Source organism: Paenibacillus sp. UNC217MF, from assembly GCF_000686865.1.
GTDB lineage: Bacteria > Bacillota > Bacilli > Paenibacillales > Paenibacillaceae > Paenibacillus_B > Paenibacillus_B suaedae.
The window spans coordinates 127,905-148,975 of the sequence record NZ_JMLT01000013.1 but is presented as its reverse complement, the minus strand read 5'-3'; the positions used below and the strand labels follow the sequence as shown (position 1 = coordinate 148,975).

Genomic DNA, 21,071 nt, shown 5'->3' with positions numbered 1-21,071 from the left:
GCGAATTGTTGATAGATTTCCACCTTGGTTCTTCTATATATTTAACGTATACGGAGATGAAAAATATGATTGGTATGAATATTCGTGTGTTGCGTAAAAAGCATAAATTCAGTCAGGAACAATTAGCTGAGAAGGTAAACGTGTCACGACAGACCGTAGCAAAGTGGGAAAACGGGGAGGCCTTGCCCGATATTTTTAAATGCAAAATACTCGCTGAACTTTTCCAAGTAACCCTGGATCAATTATCCCGTGATATGAGTGAAGAAGCGGCGAATCAGCTCGTTCCCACGGGGAAGCAGTTCTTTGGTGTTGTGAAGGTAGGAGATCGGGGACAGATTGTCATTCCCAAACAGGCACGCGAAATGTATCAGATACAAGCTGGTGATAAGCTGATTGTCTTGGGGGAAGATGCGACAAAAGGGATTGCTCTCTTAAAAAGTAATCATTTCATGGAATTTGTAGAGATGATCCAAAAAGCGGAGCGAGAGGTAGATGAATCAGAATGAGCAAAATTGTATTTTTTTCGATACCCGCACATGGTCATACCAATCCAACCATTCCGGTGGTTGCCGAGTTAGTCAATAGAGGCCATCAAGTTTGGTACTATTCCTTTCTAGAATTTCAGGAAAAAATAAAAGGTGCTGGTGCTGCATTCATTGCTTGTGATGAGTTCTTGCCCCAGCTTTCACAAAAGGAATTGGATCGCAAGGTTGGCAAAGATTTTACAGCATTAATTGAGATGGTTGCCGATACGACCATTGCTTTGGATGAGAAGGTATGTCAGGAATTAAGGGAAATCCAGCCGGATTGTATTGTATCTGACTCTATATGCTTTTGGGGAAAATTATTTGCTAAAAAACTAGAAATTCCATATGTTTGTTCGACTACTACCTTTGCTTTTAATCAGTACACCGCGAAACTGATGAAGCGTGGTTTCATCGATGTATGGAGGATGATCGTGGGTTGGCCCCGAATGAACAGAAAAATTCAGTTGTTAAAGAATCATGGTTATGAGATAGGGAATGTTGTATCGATTGTTCAAAATAATAATGAAACAGACACCATTGTTTATACCTCGAAAGAATTCCAGCCGATGGCGGATACGTTTTCTGAGCGATATGCTTTTGTCGGACCATCCATCAGGCAGTCTCCGCCGATACAGATTAATAAAAAAGATAGAAAACTAATCTACATTTCACTTGGGACTATACTGAATCAAAATCAAGATTTTTACCAAAAAGTTATTCAGGCATTTGCAGATACGGACTATGATGTTGTGATGTCAGTTGGTGAAAAAACGGAGATTGCTTCTCTTGGCAACATACCAAGAAATTTCACAGTGAATAACGTCGTGGATCAAATATCGGTATTGCAAACAGCCGATGTATTTATTACCCATTGTGGCATGAATAGTGTGAATGAAAGCCTGTATTTTGGAGTTCCAATGGTTTTATTTCCGCAACATAGCGAACAAGGATTAGTGGCTGATCGGGTTGCTCAACTGGGTGCAGGTTTAAAGTTGAAAGGAAAGAAGCCAAAATATTTGGCAGCAGCGGTATCTGAGGTGTTGACGAATCGGACTTATCAGGAAAATGCGCAAAAACTGTCAGAAACTTTTCAGAATGCTGGTGGTGCAGTAGAAGCGGCAAATGTGATTTTAACTAAAATTCGAGCGAAGTCTTAGTGTACTTTCATGATCCTTTTTTTAAAATGGGGCAGCTTCATTGAAGAAGTGCATGACGAACATAAATCGTACTGGGTTGATAGACCTGGTACTTGATTGAATTTTGCGTACCTATAGGCACAGTTGTATACAAGCTGTTCATTTACATGTTACTATAGACATTTAATCTGTAACATTTGGATAATGGCAAACCCTAGCGAAAGCAGGGGACGCAAAGCCACGGGTCTAATGTATTTCACAATGCGATGACAGCCGGGTTGCCCTAATTGCGACATTACGTGCGTCTTTTTTTATTGCGCTGCCATTAGGGTGGCGCTTTTTTTGTGCTATTGTAAAGCGTCCCCGATGTTCATCTCATTTGATCGCAGAATGTAAAAGAATAGGAGATGTAATGATGCGGCCATGTTGTACAGCAACCAACAACGCAATGTACCAAGAACAGCATAAACACATTAAAGCAGGAAGAATGCGGCGTATGACGATTACAGCTAGCGCTGCGCTGTTAGCCGGGATGCTTATCTATCAGCCGACCCTTTATGCAGCGGATAAGCTGGTCGGTAGTATGATTACTGTCACGAAAACGAACAATGCTCTGCAGGCAGGGGCAGACCAACTGCAAGGCATCACCATAGGAATGAGCGAGGATCAACTATTCCAAAAAATCGGACTGCCGGTTCGCAAGGATCTAAGTGAATATGGCTTCGAGTGGTATATTTACAATCAGGATTATAAACATTACTTACAAGTTGGTGTTCAGGACCACAAGGTCGTTGCACTCTATACGAATGCGAATGATTCTTATGGAAGCATTGGATTCGGTTCAACCAAGCAGGAGGTAGAGGCAGCCTTCGGATCTTCCCTCAGTCAAATTAGGAAAGGCAATACGATTTACAATATGGACAACAGCGGACAATATAGCCTGTACAAGGTCGGCGGTATGTATGCAACCGTGTTCTATGATCTCCATCAAGGGAATACGGTGACGGCTGTCCAATTTATTGCCCAGGATGTGGAACTGGCGTTCAAGGGGTACTTTGGCACGCCTAGCAAGCGATTGCAGACAAGCTTTGAGCAACAAATCCTCGATTTGGCTAATGCTGTGCGTGTCCGCGAGGGCATGAAGCCATTGAAGTGGAATGAAAAGGCTGCGGGAACTGCTCGCAAGCATAGCGACGATATGGGGCTGAGAAGCTTCTTCGATCATAACAATCCGGACGGCAAATCCCCGTTCGATCGGCTGAAGGCGGACGGAATCGTATACCAAAAGGCAGGGGAAAACATTGCTGCTGGACAGTCGAGTGCCATCTTCGTTCACGAGAACTGGATGAACTCGAAAGGACATCGTTCGAATATTTTGGGAGACTTTTCTCATCTAGGGGTGGGTGTGTACTTCGGGGGGAATTCAAATGTATATTACACACAGAACTTCGTCACGCAGAATTCCGTCGACGATAAAAAGCCCGATCCCGATGTTGTATCTCCTAGCCTCAGCGAATCTAAGGTTCTGACAGGAGATCCATTCGATGTAAAGGTCGAATATTCTGTGTCGGAAGCAGTATATTCAGCTTCATTCAGTCTTACTTATGACAGCCGCTTGACTCTCTTAGATATAAAGCCAAGCGTTACGATGGCTACCTATCAAAAGTTGAACTATCCGGATGTCCCACTTATCACGACAAAGAACATAACCGATTTACCTAATGGCCAGAAGCAATTGGATTACTCCGTAAATCTCAACGGAGGCGCTTATGAAGGAGACGGCGACATAGCAACCATCGCTTTCTTGAGCGACCAAGAAGGGAAATATACCTTCAATCTTGTAAATGCGAATCTGTTCAACGCAAACAATGAACGGATCCGAATCGGTTACATTCACTCGTCTACTGTTGATGTCATCAAGCCGTCTGTTCCGAATCCGAATCCGAAGCCAGAGTTGCCTATTTCGTCTTCCTCATCTGAAGGCTCTAGAGGTTCTAGTAGTTCTACACCTTCGACTTCTGTGGGAACAATTCCAGCCGGTAAGACGATGAAGGCAGGATTACTGGCAGAGACGATGAAGGAGCATGCAGTGAATGCGGAGTTCAAGATAAATGCGAATACCGTGAAAAAACAGCTGCAGGACAAAAATACCAAGCAGGTTCAACCCGATATTAGCGATGTAAGCATGAAGGATTACAATGAAGTCTCCTTCACGCTGGACAAATCGGCCGCCAAACTGCTGCAGGAATCAGGCAAGGATTTGCTTCTGTCTACAGCCGAATTCGATATTACCATTCCGAATAAGTCTATTGTGGAACTCATCGGAACGAGTGGACTCGAGCTTGTGGTGTCTCTTGCAGAGCATAAGGACAAAGGTTTTAGCAAGCATCATGGCGAGACGACCTTTACGTCTCCGATGATCACGATCCGCGGGCCGCAAGAAGCAAAGAATATCCTGTTGGAAATCTCCTTGAAGCTGATGGAAGCTACAAAGGATATTCGTAAGGCAGGCGTGTACGCAGAAGCTCAAGGCCTAACAACAAATGCTTGGAGCTATAAACTGGCCGGAATGAAGGCAGCTGATAAGAAGCATATTTCCTTCCAGGTCACGGAGTTCGGCACCTACACGATTGCAGAGCATGCAAGATCCTTCAATGATCTTACTGCACATTGGGCAAAGGATGAAATTGAAGTCATTGCAGCTCACGGACTGTTGTGCGGCAAAGACAGCATACACACATTCAAGCCGAACGACGTTATTACCCAAGCGGAGTTCGCCACCTTGCTTGATCGCTTGACGAATAACGGAGAGACTTGGGAACAGCGGATTGCAGAGCCTGGGGCACGTAAACCGATTACTCGCGAAAAAATGGTCGTGATGCTTACGCGGGCATTGAAAATTGATCTGTCCCATTCAAGCACTTCGCTTGGATTTAAGGATGAAGCACTCATCTCACAGGATGCAAAGACAGCCGTTGTGTACGCAGTGAGCAAAGGACTTATCAAAGGAACCACCGATAACAAACTTGATCCGGCGGGAACGCTCACTCGAGCGCAGGCGGCACTCGTTTTGTATCGCGTGATACACGAGCAATAAGATATTCATCATGACACAAAAAGCAGAGATCCTAGATTATCACATAGGATCTCTGCTTTTTTTCCTTTTACGGGCTGTACCGCGTGATAACAGTAATGCCGTCGGAACTATATTTTCTCAGTCTATAACTTTATTTTCTTTCTTCATCGACAATCGAAATCGTATCCTATTGAGCGTTGTCGATAACATCCTTCGGCACTTTGATTTCGGCCACTTCGTTATGCTTCGTAATCGTGCTCGTCACCTTCATGCTGATCGAAATCTTCTGTCCGTTCTCTTCCCCTTCGAGCACAAGTGTAAAGCCGCTCTTCGTCGGGAAGTAGGTTTCCTTATTCACGCCATATGTCATGGTAAGCGTCTTAACATTCATCTTGCCAAGCGCTTCCGCAGCTTCTTCACCAGATGACTCGGACAACAGCGTCTTCGCCAACTCCTTGCCTTTATCGCCAGACATATCCGTAGTCATGATGTATTCGTTACCTTCCACGGCAATCTTCGAATTTTTCTCTAACGGCTTGAATTTATCGAGATTTTGCGTCAAGCTCATTTGGCTCTTAATGTTCGTTTCCCACTGGCTCTTCAACTCATCCGGAACTTTCGCCCATTCGCCATTTACCTGAGAGTATGCTCCTTCTTTGGTGAAGTATTGTTTAATCGTTTGGTTCGTTTGGTCTGACACAATTGACGTATCTTGATAGAAACCAAGCGGTTCCTTTGTAAAGTCAGTTTTGATTGTAATATCCGATTTTTCTTCTTTGCTGCTGTCGCCTTGAATCCCATTCACTTGCTCAACATGGACATCCATTGAATAGCTCTTCAATGTTTTATCCGCATCCGTAGCCTTTTGAATCAATTCTCCTGCCGTAGGTGTTGAGTTGCCGCATGCTGTAATGCCTAGTACTACCATGATCGCTACGAGTGCTGCCGTCCACTTCTTCAAAACCGTCTGCCTCCCAAAATTAGTATGCTCCCTCATAGTAACCAATATCGATAGACAGACAAAGTGAACGTAGCCCTATTCCGAAACAGAAATTAGTAGAATAGAACTATTAATGCCATAAAAAAACCGCCAAATCCATAGATTCGACGGTCTCGTCTATACATTGCGATTACTTAGCGCTGTCCAATACTTCTTGTGGCACCTTGATTTCGCCAATCTCGTTATGCTTCGAGAATGTGCTTGTCATAACCATATTGAGTTCAACTTTCTGACCTTGCTCTTCTACTTCCATAGACATGTCGACATCGGATATTGTTGGTTGGTATGACTCCTTGTTGACACCAAACTTCATCTTAATGCTTTTAATCTTCATTTGCTCAATCATTGCTTCCATTTGAGGATTACTGTTAGAACCAGATTGGGTCATCAACGACTTCGCCAGTTCCTTCATCCCGTCACCGGACAAGTCCGCCGTCAAGATATAGTTAGTACCTTCTTCAGATACCTTCGAATCTTTCGCTATCGATTTGAAGCGTTCCAGGGACTGCTCTGGGCTTGCCCCTTTCTCCGCACCTTCAAGAATTTGTGCCTTCATGTCATCCGGCATCTTCGTCCATTGCCCGTTCACTTGTGAATAAATGCCGTCCTTCGAAATATACTGAACGACTTTTTGCTCACCTTGACCCGCTACGTTCATTGTCATTTCTTGATACAGATTGAAAGGCTCTTTAGTCATGTCGCTTTTCAGTTTTATTTCCGTATTTTGCTCTTGCTTCTGTTCACCTTGGCTAATTGTAAGATCCTGCTTCACTTGGCTGTCCATAGAGAAATTCTTGAGCGACTTGCTTGCATCAATTGATTTTTGAATAAGTTCATCGACAGATGGAACCTGAGCATCCTTTTTCTCTGTCTCAGTTGTCGTCTGTGCTGTAGAAGAGCTGTTTGCTCCAGCAGCGTCTTTTTTATCTCCACAAGCCGTCATGCTTACTACTAATATTGCCCCCAACAATAGTGCAACCCATTTTTTCAAAACTTTTTCCCCCTAAATGTTAGTATACTTACTCATATTAACCAATTCATACGTCTCTGTAACAGGGATTTTAGAACTAAAACATGTGTCAAATTGATGAAGGAACTAGATATTTAGTCCCATTCTCTGTATATTTATCATTTTTAGTTCTACCGTCTATAATCATATATATAGATACATTCTCGGAGGAATCATACATTGAAAAATCTACTCGTTACCGGCTACCGAGCTCACGAACTCGGTATTTATAACAATAAGCATCAGGGAGTTCCCTATATACGCAAAGCGATAGAATCTCGCCTTATTCCGCTAATTGAAGAAGGATTAGAATGGGTCATCACACCTGGCCAGTATGGAGTCGATTTATGGGCTTGCGAAGCTGCTATCTCGCTGAAACAACAATATCCGCAGTTGAAATGCTCCATTATTACGGCGTACGCCAATCCTGAAGCACAGTGGAGCGAGGAGAAGCAAACCTATTTCGAAGAAATTATGCGTGGAATCGATTACTATGGCACGGTGAGTAATGCTCCCTACAGTGGCAAATGGCAGTTCATCGCAAGGGACGAGCTGCTGTTCCGCAAGACAGATGGCATTCTGCTCGTCTATGATGAGGATTCGGGAGAGGCAAGTCCGAAGTTTACGAAGGAACGCGCCTTGAAGAAGCAAGAAGAAGAAGGCTATATCTATATCAATATCGGAGCAGAGGAAATTCAAGCGATTGCAGATGAGGAGCAAAGCAGCATGTTCTTCGAGTGAAAAATAATTGTTTTGAATAAAATTGGCTTGGTCTAGTGAAAACGGATATGTATCAAGTATGTAAGGGAGCAGGGGCTTCAGTTAATCGTTCCAAAAAAGTAATAGGTCGACTCTATAAAACCAGCGGCAGCTTTGTGTTGTAAAATAGTACACTGCCGCTTGTTCATTGAATGAATACAGCCATTAGTTCAATCACTTAGCATCATAAATTCATCTAATGTTATTCTCATTAGTTGGGTATCTTTATATTCTCCATCAAACAATTCTCTTGCATGTAGTACTTTTATCTTGTTAAATCCACATTTTTCATAACTCTTGATTGCTCTGACATTCACGATTTGTGGATCTATGTAAATATCCTCAACTCCTCGCTCGGTAAATAAATACCGAATGATAAGTTTCAATGCCAGAGTTCCGATTCCCTTATCCCAAAAATCAGTCTCTCCTATAAATATATCTAGTCCGAATTGCGGTTGATCAAGCTTTGCTCCATATTCATGAATTTCATCCTGTTGTAACGGATAGAACTGTAAATATCCTATAGAAGCATTATTAAATTCAATAATACACGGGGTGACATAATGCTCTCCTCTTGCCCGTGGCCCATATTTTCCTATAATCTGTTCCCATGTAAATCTGGTACTTGGACCTTCAATAAAACTTAGGATTTTTTTATCATTCAGCCATTTATATAACAAAGCAAAGTCTTCATCAGCATAAGACATTTTTCTAATCGATACCTGACCATCCGAAGCAAGCATTACGTCTTCCCCCTCTAATGGTTTATTTTGTTCAACCCCATCAACTAACATCTTGCGATATCTTTTTCATCTCAGTAATTTTGAGGAATAGCAGAATACAAGAACCCTATTGCTGAAAGTATTTTTGTTCGGTTTTGTCGCTCAGCCACATTATTTCCCGGAAAATGTTGCACCCCGCTCATTTCCACACGTTCCACTTAAACCAAACTAGATTCAAGCCTCAAGCTGTTCCCAATATTCGATCTATTGCAGGCTTCGTAAAGCAGGCCAATTGCTCGGGCAGCTCGTCCAGGGAAAACCAACGCATATCCCCAATTGCTCCGTTTGCCTCATTATTGCGTGCTTCTCCTCCCTGTACTGTCGTATCGTAGATGAGAGACACCCAGTGTTCATCATTTTCGGGACGGATCGTTTCCGCTGTACAGAGCAATTGGGTCACCGTTATATCCAGGTTAACTTCCTCTTTCACCTCACGGATCACGCATTCCTCTAACGATTCGTACATATCCAGCTTGCCGCCAGGAATGCTCCATGTTCCTTTTTCCGGGTTCCGGTTGCGCTTAACCAGCAGAATTTCGTCATTGTGATTGCGAATTACCGCTCCTACCCCTAATTTCGGAATTGCTGTTGTATGATTTGTAACTGTCATTGCCAATCACTCCTTAATCGAATATTCACCATCATTAGACTATTTAGGTCATGCAATGGTTTCACAAAAAGAGGAGTCGCGCATTGAGCGCACTCCTCCTTTTCTATCGATATTCAGCCTTACTTGAACCAGCCCTTCTCCTTAAACCGCGTAATCGCCTCAATGCGATTGCCCACATTAAGCTTGTCGAGAATAACTGAAATATAGTTGCGCACGGTTCCTGTCGTGATATACAGCTCTGAGGCAATTTCCTTCGTATTCTTGCCGTCTGCAATCAGACAAAGCACTTCCTTCTCCCGCTCTGTCAGCGGATTCTCTTCCGAGTATGCTTCATCTACCAGTTCAGAAGCATAGATCCGTCTGCCTGCCATAATGCTGCGGATTGCATCTGCCAGTTCCTCGCTCGGGCTGTCCTTGAGCAGATATCCATTCGCGCCAGCCTTCACGGCTCTCTCGAAATATCCCGGACGGGCAAAGGTCGTCAGGATCACGACCTTGCAGCCTGCACCCTTCAGTTCCTCAGCGGCATCCAGCCCGCTCTTCCCTGGCATCTCGATATCCATCAGGCATATATCTGGATTGTGCTCATGAACGAGCTTCACAGCCTCATCCCCATTGCTTGCCCGTCCAACAACACTCATATCTTCTTCTAAATCCAGCAGAGACGCTAGCGCTCCAAGCAGCATCCGCTGATCTTCCGCAATGACAATACGTATCACGTCCCCACCTCCTTAATAGGCTGCTTCGTCACGATCGGCACTTGTATGATGATGGCCGTACCTTGATCACATACAATGTCCATACTTGCGTTAATGAACTCAAGCCGTTCCTTCATTCCAAGCAAGCCATTGCCTGTCGACTGAAGGCTGGTGTCCATTCCAACACCGTTATCCTGCACCTTAACCATAAGTTCTGCTTGCGAAGATTCAAATTGAATCGAACAGGACGTCGCATTGCTATGCTTCACAATGTTCGTAACCGCTTCTTTTAGACACATACTGAGCACATTTTCATAAAGAAGCGAGATATTCGCAGGCTTGCCGCCTTCTAGGCTAAACTCAATTTGAGCCGCCTTCAAAATTTGCTTGATGCGAAACAGCTCATCCTCCAGCCGCGTTCCCCTCATTTGTGTCACCAGTTCCCGCACTTCCTTCAAGGCCGTTCTCGCTGTCTGCCGCACATCATTGATTTCTGCTTGGGCACGACCGGGATTCTTATGAATTAGCTTACCTGCAAGATCACTCTTCAGGCCGATGAGCGACAACTTCTGACCAAGCGTATCATGCAAATCACGGGCAATGCGGTGTCGCTCCTGCAGCTTCACCAGATCCGCAATCCGCTTGTTGGCATCCTCCAGCTCTCCTTGCAGCTTATCTCGCTTGTTGCGATTATAAGTCGTTACTGGGAGCAGGATAACTCCGATCATGCTGACAAGAACGAATGGCAGCTGCGTGATGAGCACCGGATTCTTCGTTACAAATCCATAGTTGATCGTCACAATCGTACTAATCAAGTGGATGGTATATAACGTAATAAAGCCGATTTTGTGCTGAATATTACCGATAAAGAACGCTAGAAACAGTGCAAAATATACGTATCCGAACAGTACGGTCATTGTAATGGAGATAATCACTTGGAAGGAGGTCCAAAAGTAGACCCACCATCCCTTCGATACAAACGACAACACATAGCAGCCGAAAAACGCCAGTATCATGACTACGCCAATACCAACTTCGTATGGCGAAGAGGCCCGAAATATAAAGTAAAAAGGAAGGATATAAAAGACAACCCACACGTACGGGCTCAATCCCGTACTCCTGTGAAATATGTGATACCACTTCTGCATGATTGTCTTCCTCCTTCCTCTTGCCATATTTAATTGTATCTTACCATAATGATGCCAAGCCGTGCTCATTATTCCCCTTGAATCCCCGCTCTTGGCGGCTTGATAGAGCTTCTAATGCGGCCTGACTTCTGCAGCAGCATCTGCTTGTGCTCCTTGAAGCTAACGAAGACCTTTCTCTCTTCATCCCATAGACGGAATCGGAGCGATTTCAGGCTCGTACGCAAAGTGATCGTCGTTGCCTTCTGCAGCGGAATGGACGCATCATGCGCCTTCTCCAAATTGTAGTTCGGCACCTTCGGACTAAGATGATGCACATGATGGAAGCCGATATTGCCGGTAATCCACTGCAGCAACTTCGGCAGCTTGTAATAGGAGCTTCCTTCTACCGCCGCCTTCACGTAGCTCCATTCATCTTCATGCTCGAAGTACGTCTCCTCGAATTGATGCTGCACATAGAACAGCCAGATGCCGAGCATGCCCGACAATAAGAAGATTGGCCCTTGGATCATCAGAAATGCCTGCCAACCTATGGCCCAACACAGCAATGCATATAACACTACAATTCCAATATTCGTAATGTGCGTATTCACTCGTTCCTTACGCTTCGCACCTTTGACATTGAAGCGATACGTAATAAGGAAGATGGCGATCGGCCCGATACAGAGCATGACCACTGGATTGCGGTATACACGATAAGCTAGACGTGTCCACCAGGAAGCCTCCTCGTATTCCTCAACCGTCAGCACCCACATGTCGCCAATTCCCCGCTTGTCTAGGTTGCTGCTTGTGGCATGATGGATAGAGTGACTGTTCTTCCATTGCTGGTACGGAACAAGGGTGATCACCCCTGTAATCGTTCCCAGAATATCGTTTGCCTTCCGACTCTTAAAAAAGGATTGGTGACAGCAGTCATGAAATATAATAAATGTCCGAATGACGAAGCCGGACGCCATGACCATGAACACGAGTGATAGCCAATAGGATACCGTAAGACTCGCATAAGCGGCATACCACAGAACCAAAAGCGGTAAAATCGTATTGCATATTTGTCGAATGCTCGATCGCATATCGATCTGTTCATAAGGCGCTACTTCCTTCTTCAAGCTAATAAGCTTCGAATCGGCCATTGTGTCAGTTCCCCCTAAATTGTTAACAAACATAGGTGATATCGCATGAACCCATACTTAATTATCTTAAGTATAGAGAATCCGTGTCATCCGCAGTAGTCATAAACGTCAGATAAGGGACATGATAAATGTCATATATGTCACGTTAAAACATGCAAACATAGGCGCGCCGATCCGCAAACAAACAAGCAGCCTGCTGAAATAGGTCAGCAGGCTGCTTGTTACTTCTTATTTATGAAGCGCGAATCGGATTGCGCGTCCGATCAAGCCGGGAAGCACCGATAAATGCCCTTCGCCGGGGAAGACGTGAAAATCAACGGACAAGCCGTTCTCCTCCAGCTGCTTCAAGCGCTGGTACATCTCCTCCGCATTATGCAGCATCCGATTCGGGTGTGAGGCTTCCTCTTCCCCGACGGTCATGAGCAGCCGCACAGGGGTTGGATCAGGCTCTACAGTTCGGTTCGCCGTAAATGCCTTCTCCGCCTCCAGCACGCAGCGATTGCTCCACCAGATGGAGGGGCTGCCCGCAATATAGGTCTGGAACAGATCAGACTTCGTGAACATCGTATTCAGCGTGAATAAGCCACCGAGTGAATGACCGAACAAAGCCTGCTTCGAACGATCTATCGGATACGCCTCTTCGATTGCTGGCTTCAGCTCTTCCTCGATGAAGCGAAGGAAGTTGTCGCCGCCTCCAGTTGGCGGCCATTCCTCCCCGCCTGGTCTTGGCGGCAAGGATGCACGATCCGTTGGAGGTGTCAGTTCATAGAAGCGATCCGCAGGAAAGTTTCCTTCCGTCAAATAACCAATCCCTACAACAACCAGAGGGCCGAAGCCGCGAATGCCTCGCCCCTTCAGCACGCGCGCCGACTCCGCGCAAAGAGGAAATAACGCGTTGCCGTCGAGCACATACAGAACCGGGTACCCCTCCGAAGGAGCTTCGCCCTCGGGAACACTAACACTAATTCGATAATCTCGGTTCGTATGCGTGGAACCCATATTGTAAACCGTAGAACGCGGCAGCGTAATCGGTTGTTCTGTTACTTTCATGCTGGTTCCTCCCCTATTGTGCGGAATGAATTCCGATGACTCTGCCGATGTCAATGTTATGTCTTTCGAACATCGGACCTATTTCGGAGCTCGATAGAGCAAGTAGATAAAATACGGAACGCCGAGCAGCGCCACAACGACACCTGCCGGCAATGATATCGGCGCAAAAATCGTTCTGCCGATATAATCGGAGACGACAACGATAACCATCCCGATTATTCCGCACACGGGCAGCATGCGATGATGACTCACACCGACCAGCTTCCGTGCAATATGCGGTGCAATCAAGCCGACGAAGCCAATGCTGCCGGATACGGATACACAAGCACTGACAAGTCCAATGCTGGCTATGAGCAGTAAATTTGTCTCCCTATTAACTGCCACGCCAAGACTCATCGCACTGTCTCGCTCGAATTGCAGCAAGTCCAGCTTCCATGACTTGAACCAAATGAATGGGACGCAAATGATGAGCCATGGCAATGCGGCCACAACGTAATGCCAGTTCGCATTCCACACGCTGCCTGACATCCACACCGTTGCCATCTCAAAGTCCTGCGGATTCATCTTCAATGAAATATACATAGACAATGCCCCGAGACCAGAAGCTACCGCAATACCAACTAAGATCAAGCGCTGCGGATCAAGCCTGCCTCGATGCCATGAGAACGCAAAAATAAAGATAGCTGCCAGCAAGCCACCGACAAGTCCAAACAAAGGCATAGCCATTACTGCAAACCAATCTGTGCCAACGATCTTCCCTTGGAAGAAAAACATAAACAGTACGACTGCAGCTCCGGCACCAGAGTTAATACCCAAAATCCCTGGATCGGCAAGGCCATTCCGCGTAATGCCTTGAATAACAGCACCTGCTATGCCCAGACCCAATCCTACCATCGCAGACAGTACAATGCGCGGCAGTCTGAACTCGAAGATAACAAGCTCATGATCCGGCTGCGGATCAATGCCCAGGATGGTATTGAAGACATCTTTCACCGTCATATCGAAGACACCATTTGTCACACTTATATAGACCGCCGTACAGAACAATGCGAGCCCAACGCCAAATACAATCCACCAACGAAGCAATGAATCTCTATGCACGTCCTCCCCCTCCTTTTTTGCGAATGAGATAGAGGAAGAATGGAACCCCAATTAAGGCTGTTACTACACCGACAGGAGTTTCGAATGGGTGGTTGATGAATCTGCTGAGTACATCGGCAAGGCCAAGGAACAATGCCCCCAGCAAGCCTGCACAAGGAACTGTCCACCGGTAATCGAGTCCAACCAGCATGCGTGCAATATGAGGAACAATTAAACCAACGAAGCCAATCTTGCCTGCCAGTGCTACCGAAATACCGGTCAAAATGACGACTGAAGCGGTTGCAAGCAGCTTTACAAAAAACGTCTTCTGCCCCAAGCCAGCCGCAACATCTTCGCCGAGCGAGAGTGTCGTAATTGATCTGGTGACAGACATCGCCAGAATAAATCCAACAATAGCAAATGGAATAACAAGCTTAATTAACTGGGGATCCAATTGATGAAGCCTAGCGTTATACCAGAAGCTGATATTCTGCGAAATTTGAAAATAAACGGCGATCGCAGATGAAATGCTGCTGAGCAGGGTTCCGATAACCGTTCCGACAATCGCCATCTTCACTGGCGACAACCCACCCGGAATCGTGGAGGCCAATCCCCACACGACAACGACGCCAAACAATGAACCTAATAACGAAAAGAAAATCATTTCGATGGATGACGCTGAAGGAACCAAAATCGTGCACAGCGTAATGACGAAGGCCGAACCATCAGATACCCCCATAATAGAAGGGGATGCAAGATAGTTTCTTGTCATCCCCTGCATCATGGCTCCTGATACGGCTAGGAACGCCCCGATCAAGAGCGCTCCTATTGCCCTCGGCATGCGCGAGTGCATAATAATTTGGTGATCTACATTCTCTGGATTAAAGTGGAACACAGCATCCCATACGGTATTCGCATCTATGTTCTTGGCTCCATAGAGCACGGATAATACGATGACCGCCACCATGGCAATTGGTGACAAGATCATGATTGCAATCGCCAATGCCTTCTTATTATGCATATCGTACCAACCTGTTGTTTATTATTTGAACATCTGAATTATTGGGACAGCTTATCTACTGCTGCTTCAAGGAACAAGAATTTGCTGAGCGCTGTGCCGCCTTGTGCGAGCGGGTCTACAACATTGACGAACACCTTGCCGTTCTTCACCGCATTAACGCTCTTCCAGATCGGATTGTTCTCCAAATCCTCCAATGCTTTCGGTGTATTCTTGTTCTCATCTGGAGAGAACTGAACGAACAGATAGTCAGGATTGATTTCCGAGAATTTCTCCAGCGAGATCAATTCTTGCGCCTTCGCTGCTTTCACTTCTGCCGGAGCCGTCAGACCCAAATCGTTATAGAGGGAAGCATTAAAGAAGACTCCCTCAGGGTAGATCGCCAGATCGCCCTTACGAACACGAACCGCCAATACCTTCTTGTCCTTCAGCTTGTCGCCGAACTTCGCTTTCGTCGCATCCAAGTCGGCTTTATATTTGTTCAAAGCCTCTTCCGCTTCTTTCTCCTTGCCTGTCAGTTCTGCCAAGAGCTTCAGATTGGCTTCCCAGTTCGTAGACACGTGAGATACCGGAATGGTAGTCGTAATTTTTTTGAAGTTCTCGATAGCCTCTGGCTTGAACTTCGTAGAAGCGAGGATGACGTCAGGCTTCAGCTTCAAGATGCCTTCGTAATCCGGCTCCATCTTCTCTCCGACCGATACGGCTTCCGTTGTCGCTTTCTTGAACAAGTCAGGGAACTGCCCGCTTACACTAATTGCACCAACTGGCTTCGCGTCAAGTACAACCGCATCTTCCATGGACTCCATAGAACCAGAAATTACGATACGAAGTTCTTTTTTAGCAGGGATCGTATACGTTTGATCCAAATACGTAATTGTTTTTGTTTCGCCGGATGGTGCCGACTCCTTATCTTTATTGTCTGTGTTAGACGCTGCGGGTGCAGTCGTTTCCGTGCCTGAACCGTTCTTCGCATCAGCGCCTTCTTTCGCGCCACCAGCACCGCATGCTGTCAAAGCCAGTGAAAGTGAAAGCAATAATAACCCCTTAGCCATCCATTTATTCATTTATTTCTGAACTCCCTTCGAACGCTTCAATTGATAATGATTATCACTATTAAATCATAGAACGTTTATCCCGAATCTCCAATGGATAAATTCCTGAATTGTTATGGACAATTTCCGGATAGCAATTGAAGCATTGTATCCATCATTCGTTCCATCGCGATTGGAGAATACTCGACCCAAGGATCCGTATGTATCAGGTGAACACGTTGACGACGCACAGCGCTAAGCTGCTGCCATCGCCAGCTTTCCTGCAGCTGTTCCCAAGCGGCTAACGTCTCGCTCTCTTGACAGACGTTGACGAGCAGACGATCTGGATTGATTAGGGCAAGCTGCTCCAATGACAGCTCCATGTTATAGACTTGCTCTGGCCATTGGAATGCCTGTTGGAGGTGCAGATTATCGAATACAACCTCTGCAATTCCACGATTGCAATATGCATAGATCTGCTTTCTCAAAATTCTAACAAAGAGGAAGGTCTCATCCTTCACGCCAGGTGGAAGTTGTTCTCTCACCCAATCCACTCTGCGATCATACTGAGCAAGCCAATTCGCAGCCTCCGTCTCTTCCCCAAGCAGCTTCGCTGTATGCACTAGCTGCTCTCGCCAATTCCTCGTACTTGGAACTTGACAGACATTGCCTACCTGACCAAGCTGCTCTTGCTCCTCCTCGGCAAGCCCGTCTATGCTGACGATTACATCCGGCGCCGCCTCGTGCAGCTTCACGATGTTCGCTTCCCAGTGCTCATTGACACGGTACGCACTGAGATGAACAGGAATATCATAGCGATATTGATCGTAATAGTATTTCGTCCATTTTGGGTGCAGCGGCGCAGCATATGGAATAATATTGAGCGCCAGCAGATAGCCCGCTACTCCAGTGCCGTATGCGGCAATTTTCTTCCTGCGACTCTTCATATAAACCGAAGGGGAAACACCAACCACCTGCTTGAACTTCCTGCTGAAATAAAATTCATCCTGATATCCAACCTGATGCGCGATATCTCGCAGCTTCACATCAGAGCGATTCAGAAATTGCTTCGCTTTATTCATTCGCAGCTCTGTCAAATAATCGTTTGAGCTGAGGCCAAATGTTTTTTTGAATAAATCGACGAAATACTTCGGACTCACTCCTGCAATGGCTCCCAATTGCTCGATCGACAAGCTGTCACTGTAGTGCAATTCCATGTATGCCTTCGCTCTCTCAATTGATGAACTTCCATGATCAGTGAGGGACGGCTTCTTATTCAGCAGCGTATAGATAAGCTCCTGGAAGGCATATTGAGCACGGAATCGTTCCTGAGCACTCTCGCTGCCATGCATGCGAACGACTGCATCGCACAGAAGTGTCAGCTCTCCTGCCGAAGTCACCGCAATTGTCTCCTGGTGTTCGAATTCCCGTTCATCATGCAAGGGATGAAGCAGTGCTCCCTCCTCTGCTTCTCTATACATATCGAAATAAAAAAGATAGGCCTCTAAGCCATCTTCTGCTTCTGATTTCATGCCGAATGTATGAGCAGGGGCGAACCAATATGCACTTTCACGAGACAAGGAGTAGTCCTTCTTGTCCAGCTGTACCGTTCCATGCCCTTGGGTTGTAATGATCAACAGATGTGTACTTGTCCACTGTTGGGCGGATTGATAGCCCTGCACATCCTTGCGGTATTCTGCTGTACGCAGTTTATAGATCGCTTCATTCCAGGAAATGCGACTGCTGGAATGATTCCGTTTATTCATCGTTTTCATACTGCCTCCTACTTTATATAGAAGAAATCGGTGAGCATAATGAATCTATCCTCCTCATCATAATTGATAATGATTATCATCGTCAATATAGCTGTGAATGAAACCATTTACAAAGAGCCCAACAGTTCCTACCGTTGGGCTTGTCTAGCCTGATGACATTGTTCTTGCTAGTTCATTGGGAGCTGGCTATTACTCATCGCCAATTCTTCCTCTGACTTGTTCAAGAAGATGAGCATCTTCAATCCATCCTGTACGCCCTTTGCATAGATCCATCCCATTTGCATGGAAGCTATCTCGTTCTGCACTTGTACCCATTCCTTGTGCAAGCTGCGCCCACTTCGACCTAACTTGCGCTGAATTGAATGCTCCAATTCATCTAATTTATTCTGCAGTATTGTTATTTCCGGAAGTATCTCGACTTGTGTCCTAAGGAATTCCAATCGTTGCTGCAAGGTATCTTTTACCCAATCAGACATTTTTTCTTCCTCCACATCGATTACTAAACTGATTACGGAAATGCAATTATCCATGATTCATATCATTTTCCATATAATAGTTCCATTATAGTATAACATTTATCTTTTTGTTATGTTATAGTGATATCTCATTTTCCTCTACGATTCAATAACCTCTAAACTGAGGTGAACATCATGTCAGATTTGCTTAAGTTTGTTGGCGAACAGCTAAGAATGATTCGACTCGCAAAAGGATTAAGCCAGGAGCAAGTTGCAGAAAGAACGGGAAAAGAGGGCATGAGCAAGTCGCGGATATCCGATATTGAATCCGGGAAAGTCAATGTAACCTTGAAGACATTGGAATCTCTTATGCATGCGCTGGATATTATGCCTAGTGAACTGTTTGACTTCCAGAAGCTCGGCATCGAGGATGGCATCGAAGACAAGCAGATGCTTCTTGATCTACATAGAATCACGCTCATGGAAAGATCGATTGATGAGGTCAAGTATGTGGTTCGAACCACCAAGGATTTCCTTAACACGATGGATGCTAAAAGTTCCAAAGGAAATAAGCGTTCCTAAACGCAGCACCCGAGAATCACGACCTAATCGTCGCAAATACGAAAAACCCGCCCTCCTTATCCCGCGGGTTCTTCGTATTGTAAAATGGCGATCGTCTCGTTTACAACTCCGTTATTGTCAGTTTTCGATAGTTGGTTCTAGCCGCACCGAGCGTGCTTACTCCATACATGCCGTAGCTCCACGCATCATCCTCGTGCTGCAGCAATTGCTCACCATTGATGCTTAGTGTAAGGGTACTGCCGTCTGCGGTTACCTTGATGTCGTACTCTTGATTCAACTTCCACGGGTAAGTGCAGCTGGCTAGTTTCTTATAGCCGAAGTCATTTGCGTATAAGGACACTTGATCCTTACCGTCCAGTCCCGCATGGTAGCCGCGCATGGCGCCTTGAGCCCGTATCGCAACGAGATGTGAATCGCCGCTTTGTGGATTGAGCGTAACTTCAACCGAGTAATCTGTCGCAAAATAATTGCCTGCATATGACTCGCTAGGCTCGGCTGTCATCACGTACATGCTGCCATCTACCAAGCTCCATGCCCCTTGATTGTGAGCGAATGGGGTCACACAGCCGAAGCTCATCGCCTGCTTGTGGAAGTCAATTGTGTAGGCCGCACTGCCGTATATCTGGAATTCGTCAATGAAGATGCGTCCAAGACTCTTCGGTTTGCGCGTAGAGTCTGACTCCAGAACGATGCCAACCTCATCAATCAATTCTCCCTCTGTGTCTGGAATGACAAATTCCACATCGATCCACTGTTCGTTCACAAGCTTGCGGTAACCCTGTACCAAATCCCGCTTGCTCTTCGCCAAACGCACATATGGGGCGATCGTCATCGGTGCATTGCCGCCCCACTGATCGAGGTAAATTTTCATCGATACCGTCTGACCTGAATAAGCCTTCGGCGAGAAGGTAGGCGAATAACGCTCATCGTTGAAGTCATCCCGAGTGTAAAATGACTTATAGAACACCTTCGAGCTCTCACCGCGAGTCATGCGATCAAATAGAACCTCAAGCGATCCCGATCCTTGGTATGCCTGTTCTGTAGAATGCTTTACGCGGCAGAAGAATGGATCGGATACGCGGATATTATGTGTCGAGCCTGGCAGCTCGAAGTCAAAATGGATTTCATTCTCCTTGTTGTCCAGCAGCTCGGGCGGGCATGGCACATTGGCCAAGCGATAGCCCAGAATCGCGAGTTCCTTCGCATATGTAGGAATATCGAGAATGTTCAAATAACCGGAGATGCCCGACATGACGATGCCGTCATTGATCGGTGCGCGATAATGTTCCCCGATTCCGCTTAAGCCGCAAGCTACCCCAAGCACCGTTCCAACATTGCCAGCATTGCAATCCGTATCCCAGCCGCACATCGTCGCAATTTCCACAGTGAGGTTAAAGTCGCCCTGTCCGTAAATCATAGACAGTACACATACGCCCGCATTCGGGATGATATGGCATACACCCGTATATTTATCGTAGCCCCAATCCCGCTCCAGCATCGCGCGACATGCTCTGAAATCGTCCGGATGCTGTTCATGGAAGGCGAGGACAGCACGCGCAACCTGCGCGTAGAGGGAATCGCTTGGAATTTCCGCTAGACCTGCTTCAATAATGTCTTCGATGTTCGCTGTCTCGAAAGCCTTCGAGATCGCCGCACAGAAAAATCTCGCGCCAAGAACGCCCTCACCATCATGTGATACTCTTGCCGCCGCTTCGCCAAAGTCAGCCGCCTTCTTCGGATTGCAGGGATTCACAAGTCCCCATGTATCAATAAAAATCTGCCCGCCAATCTGTTCAGCAATAATTTGTCCATTCTGCTCAATCGAACCAGATTGCGGAGCAGAGATTCCTTTTTTCAAATTGATATACGCGGTATGCTCAGTGCTTACGCCATATCCGCCCCACCAGAACATGCCGATGCCTTCGCGAGAATAGTTGAGCCAAGCACGCGCCACATCATTTGGCGTAATGTCACGATCCACCGCATCATCATAGAGTGCACGGAGGAAATAATAAGGGCCGTTGGCATCGTCATCTGCCGCAAAATTTTTAAAATCCTTCACATATCCCGTAATCTCGCCATACGTATTCTGAATTCGCTCATAGGTCCAAATTGTCGGCTCTACCGGCGCTCCGAGCCGAATCCCGATATTCATTCCCAAGTAACCTGCATAAATCTTCTCTACATAATTGTTCGGTATCATACAAT

General features: G+C 46.0%; 19 protein-coding genes and 1 riboswitch. Of the genes, 5 read left to right on the top strand and 14 right to left on the bottom strand.

Annotation, left to right across the window (positions count from 1 at the left end):
• Positions 1–65 precede the first annotated feature (65 nt).
• The 3 genes from BP95_RS0109230 (at position 66) to BP95_RS32340 (ending at position 4,760) form a co-directional block, all read left to right on the top strand.
• Complete coding sequence (locus BP95_RS0109230) at positions 66–506, top strand: helix-turn-helix domain-containing protein (protein ID WP_021255352.1); 441 nt, start codon at positions 66–68, stop codon at positions 504–506.
• The gene (locus BP95_RS0109225) at positions 503–1,684 is read left to right on the top strand and encodes a macrolide family glycosyltransferase (RefSeq protein WP_021255353.1); all 1,182 of its coding nucleotides are present in this window, start codon (positions 503–505) and stop codon (positions 1,682–1,684) included. Before BP95_RS0109230 ends, BP95_RS0109225 begins: the two co-directional genes overlap by 4 nt.
• Before the next feature lie 175 nt (positions 1,685–1,859).
• Positions 1,860–1,949, top strand: a riboswitch (cyclic di-GMP riboswitch).
• A gap of 210 nt (positions 1,950–2,159) precedes the next feature.
• A complete protein-coding gene (locus BP95_RS32340; RefSeq protein ID WP_231515077.1) occupies positions 2,160–4,760 on the top strand; it encodes a CAP-associated domain-containing protein in 2,601 nt (866 codons plus the stop codon).
• A gap of 166 nt (positions 4,761–4,926) precedes the next feature.
• On the opposite strand, the gene BP95_RS0109215 is transcribed toward BP95_RS32340, so the two are convergent.
• Both BP95_RS0109215 and BP95_RS0109210 read right to left on the bottom strand, forming a co-directional pair.
• Positions 4,927–5,700, bottom strand: coding sequence for a DUF6612 family protein (locus BP95_RS0109215; RefSeq protein WP_021255355.1), 774 nt, complete (start codon positions 5,698–5,700; stop codon positions 4,927–4,929).
• A gap of 169 nt (positions 5,701–5,869) precedes the next feature.
• Positions 5,870–6,730 (bottom strand): DUF6612 family protein, encoded by an 861-nt coding sequence (locus BP95_RS0109210; protein WP_021255356.1) that lies wholly within the window; start codon positions 6,728–6,730, stop codon positions 5,870–5,872.
• Positions 6,731–6,928: 198 nt separating this feature from the next.
• Between BP95_RS0109210 and BP95_RS0109205 the strand changes: the two genes are divergently transcribed.
• Complete coding sequence (locus BP95_RS0109205) at positions 6,929–7,489, top strand: SLOG family protein (RefSeq protein WP_021255357.1); 561 nt, start codon at positions 6,929–6,931, stop codon at positions 7,487–7,489.
• A gap of 188 nt (positions 7,490–7,677) precedes the next feature.
• On the opposite strand, the gene BP95_RS29970 is transcribed toward BP95_RS0109205, so the two are convergent.
• The 11 genes from BP95_RS29970 to BP95_RS0109150 all read right to left on the bottom strand — a co-directional run bounded on the left by BP95_RS29970 (position 7,678) and on the right by BP95_RS0109150 (position 18,302).
• The gene (locus BP95_RS29970; RefSeq protein WP_081819842.1) at positions 7,678–8,301 is read right to left on the bottom strand and encodes a GNAT family N-acetyltransferase; all 624 of its coding nucleotides are present in this window, start codon (positions 8,299–8,301) and stop codon (positions 7,678–7,680) included.
• 169 nt (positions 8,302–8,470) lie between these two features.
• Complete coding sequence (locus tag BP95_RS0109195) at positions 8,471–8,899, bottom strand: NUDIX domain-containing protein (protein WP_028531982.1); 429 nt, start codon at positions 8,897–8,899, stop codon at positions 8,471–8,473.
• Positions 8,900–9,018: 119 nt separating this feature from the next.
• A complete protein-coding gene (locus tag BP95_RS0109190; RefSeq protein ID WP_021255360.1) occupies positions 9,019–9,618 on the bottom strand; it encodes a response regulator transcription factor in 600 nt (199 codons plus the stop codon).
• Positions 9,615–10,745 (bottom strand): sensor histidine kinase, encoded by a 1,131-nt coding sequence (locus tag BP95_RS0109185; RefSeq protein ID WP_021255361.1) that lies wholly within the window; start codon positions 10,743–10,745, stop codon positions 9,615–9,617. Before BP95_RS0109185 ends, BP95_RS0109190 begins: the two co-directional genes overlap by 4 nt.
• Before the next feature lie 68 nt (positions 10,746–10,813).
• Positions 10,814–11,872: a Delta(5) desaturase DesA gene (locus BP95_RS0109180; RefSeq protein WP_028531981.1), complete on the bottom strand. Its 1,059-nt coding sequence runs from the start codon at positions 11,870–11,872 to the stop codon at positions 10,814–10,816.
• Positions 11,873–12,100: 228 nt separating this feature from the next.
• Entirely contained in the window at positions 12,101–12,922 is an 822-nt protein-coding gene (locus BP95_RS0109175) for an alpha/beta hydrolase (RefSeq protein WP_021255363.1), read from the bottom strand.
• 78 nt (positions 12,923–13,000) lie between these two features.
• Positions 13,001–14,023, bottom strand: coding sequence for a FecCD family ABC transporter permease (locus BP95_RS0109170; RefSeq protein WP_028531980.1), 1,023 nt, complete (start codon positions 14,021–14,023; stop codon positions 13,001–13,003).
• On the bottom strand, positions 14,016–15,023 hold the full coding sequence (locus BP95_RS0109165) for a FecCD family ABC transporter permease (RefSeq protein WP_028531979.1): 1,008 nt from the start codon (positions 15,021–15,023) through the stop codon (positions 14,016–14,018). The genes BP95_RS0109170 and BP95_RS0109165 overlap by 8 nt, the downstream gene beginning before the upstream one ends.
• A 38-nt stretch (positions 15,024–15,061) precedes the next feature.
• On the bottom strand, positions 15,062–16,084 hold the full coding sequence (locus BP95_RS0109160) for an ABC transporter substrate-binding protein (protein ID WP_028531978.1): 1,023 nt from the start codon (positions 16,082–16,084) through the stop codon (positions 15,062–15,064).
• A gap of 101 nt (positions 16,085–16,185) precedes the next feature.
• Positions 16,186–17,817, bottom strand: a complete 1,632-nt coding sequence (locus tag BP95_RS0109155; RefSeq protein WP_028531977.1) for an AraC family transcriptional regulator — start codon at positions 17,815–17,817, stop codon at positions 16,186–16,188.
• A 176-nt stretch (positions 17,818–17,993) separates the two neighbouring features.
• Positions 17,994–18,302, bottom strand: a complete 309-nt coding sequence (locus tag BP95_RS0109150) for a hypothetical protein (protein WP_028531976.1) — start codon at positions 18,300–18,302, stop codon at positions 17,994–17,996.
• A gap of 174 nt (positions 18,303–18,476) precedes the next feature.
• On the opposite strand from BP95_RS0109150, the gene BP95_RS0109145 reads away from it, so the two are divergent.
• On the top strand, positions 18,477–18,863 hold the full coding sequence (locus BP95_RS0109145) for a helix-turn-helix domain-containing protein (RefSeq protein ID WP_021261022.1): 387 nt from the start codon (positions 18,477–18,479) through the stop codon (positions 18,861–18,863).
• Between the two features lie 100 nt (positions 18,864–18,963).
• Here BP95_RS0109145 and BP95_RS0109140 read toward each other — a convergent pair whose 3' ends face one another.
• A complete protein-coding gene (locus tag BP95_RS0109140) occupies positions 18,964–21,066 on the bottom strand; it encodes an ADP-ribosylglycohydrolase family protein (protein ID WP_021255370.1) in 2,103 nt (700 codons plus the stop codon).
• Positions 21,067–21,071 lie beyond the last annotated feature (5 nt).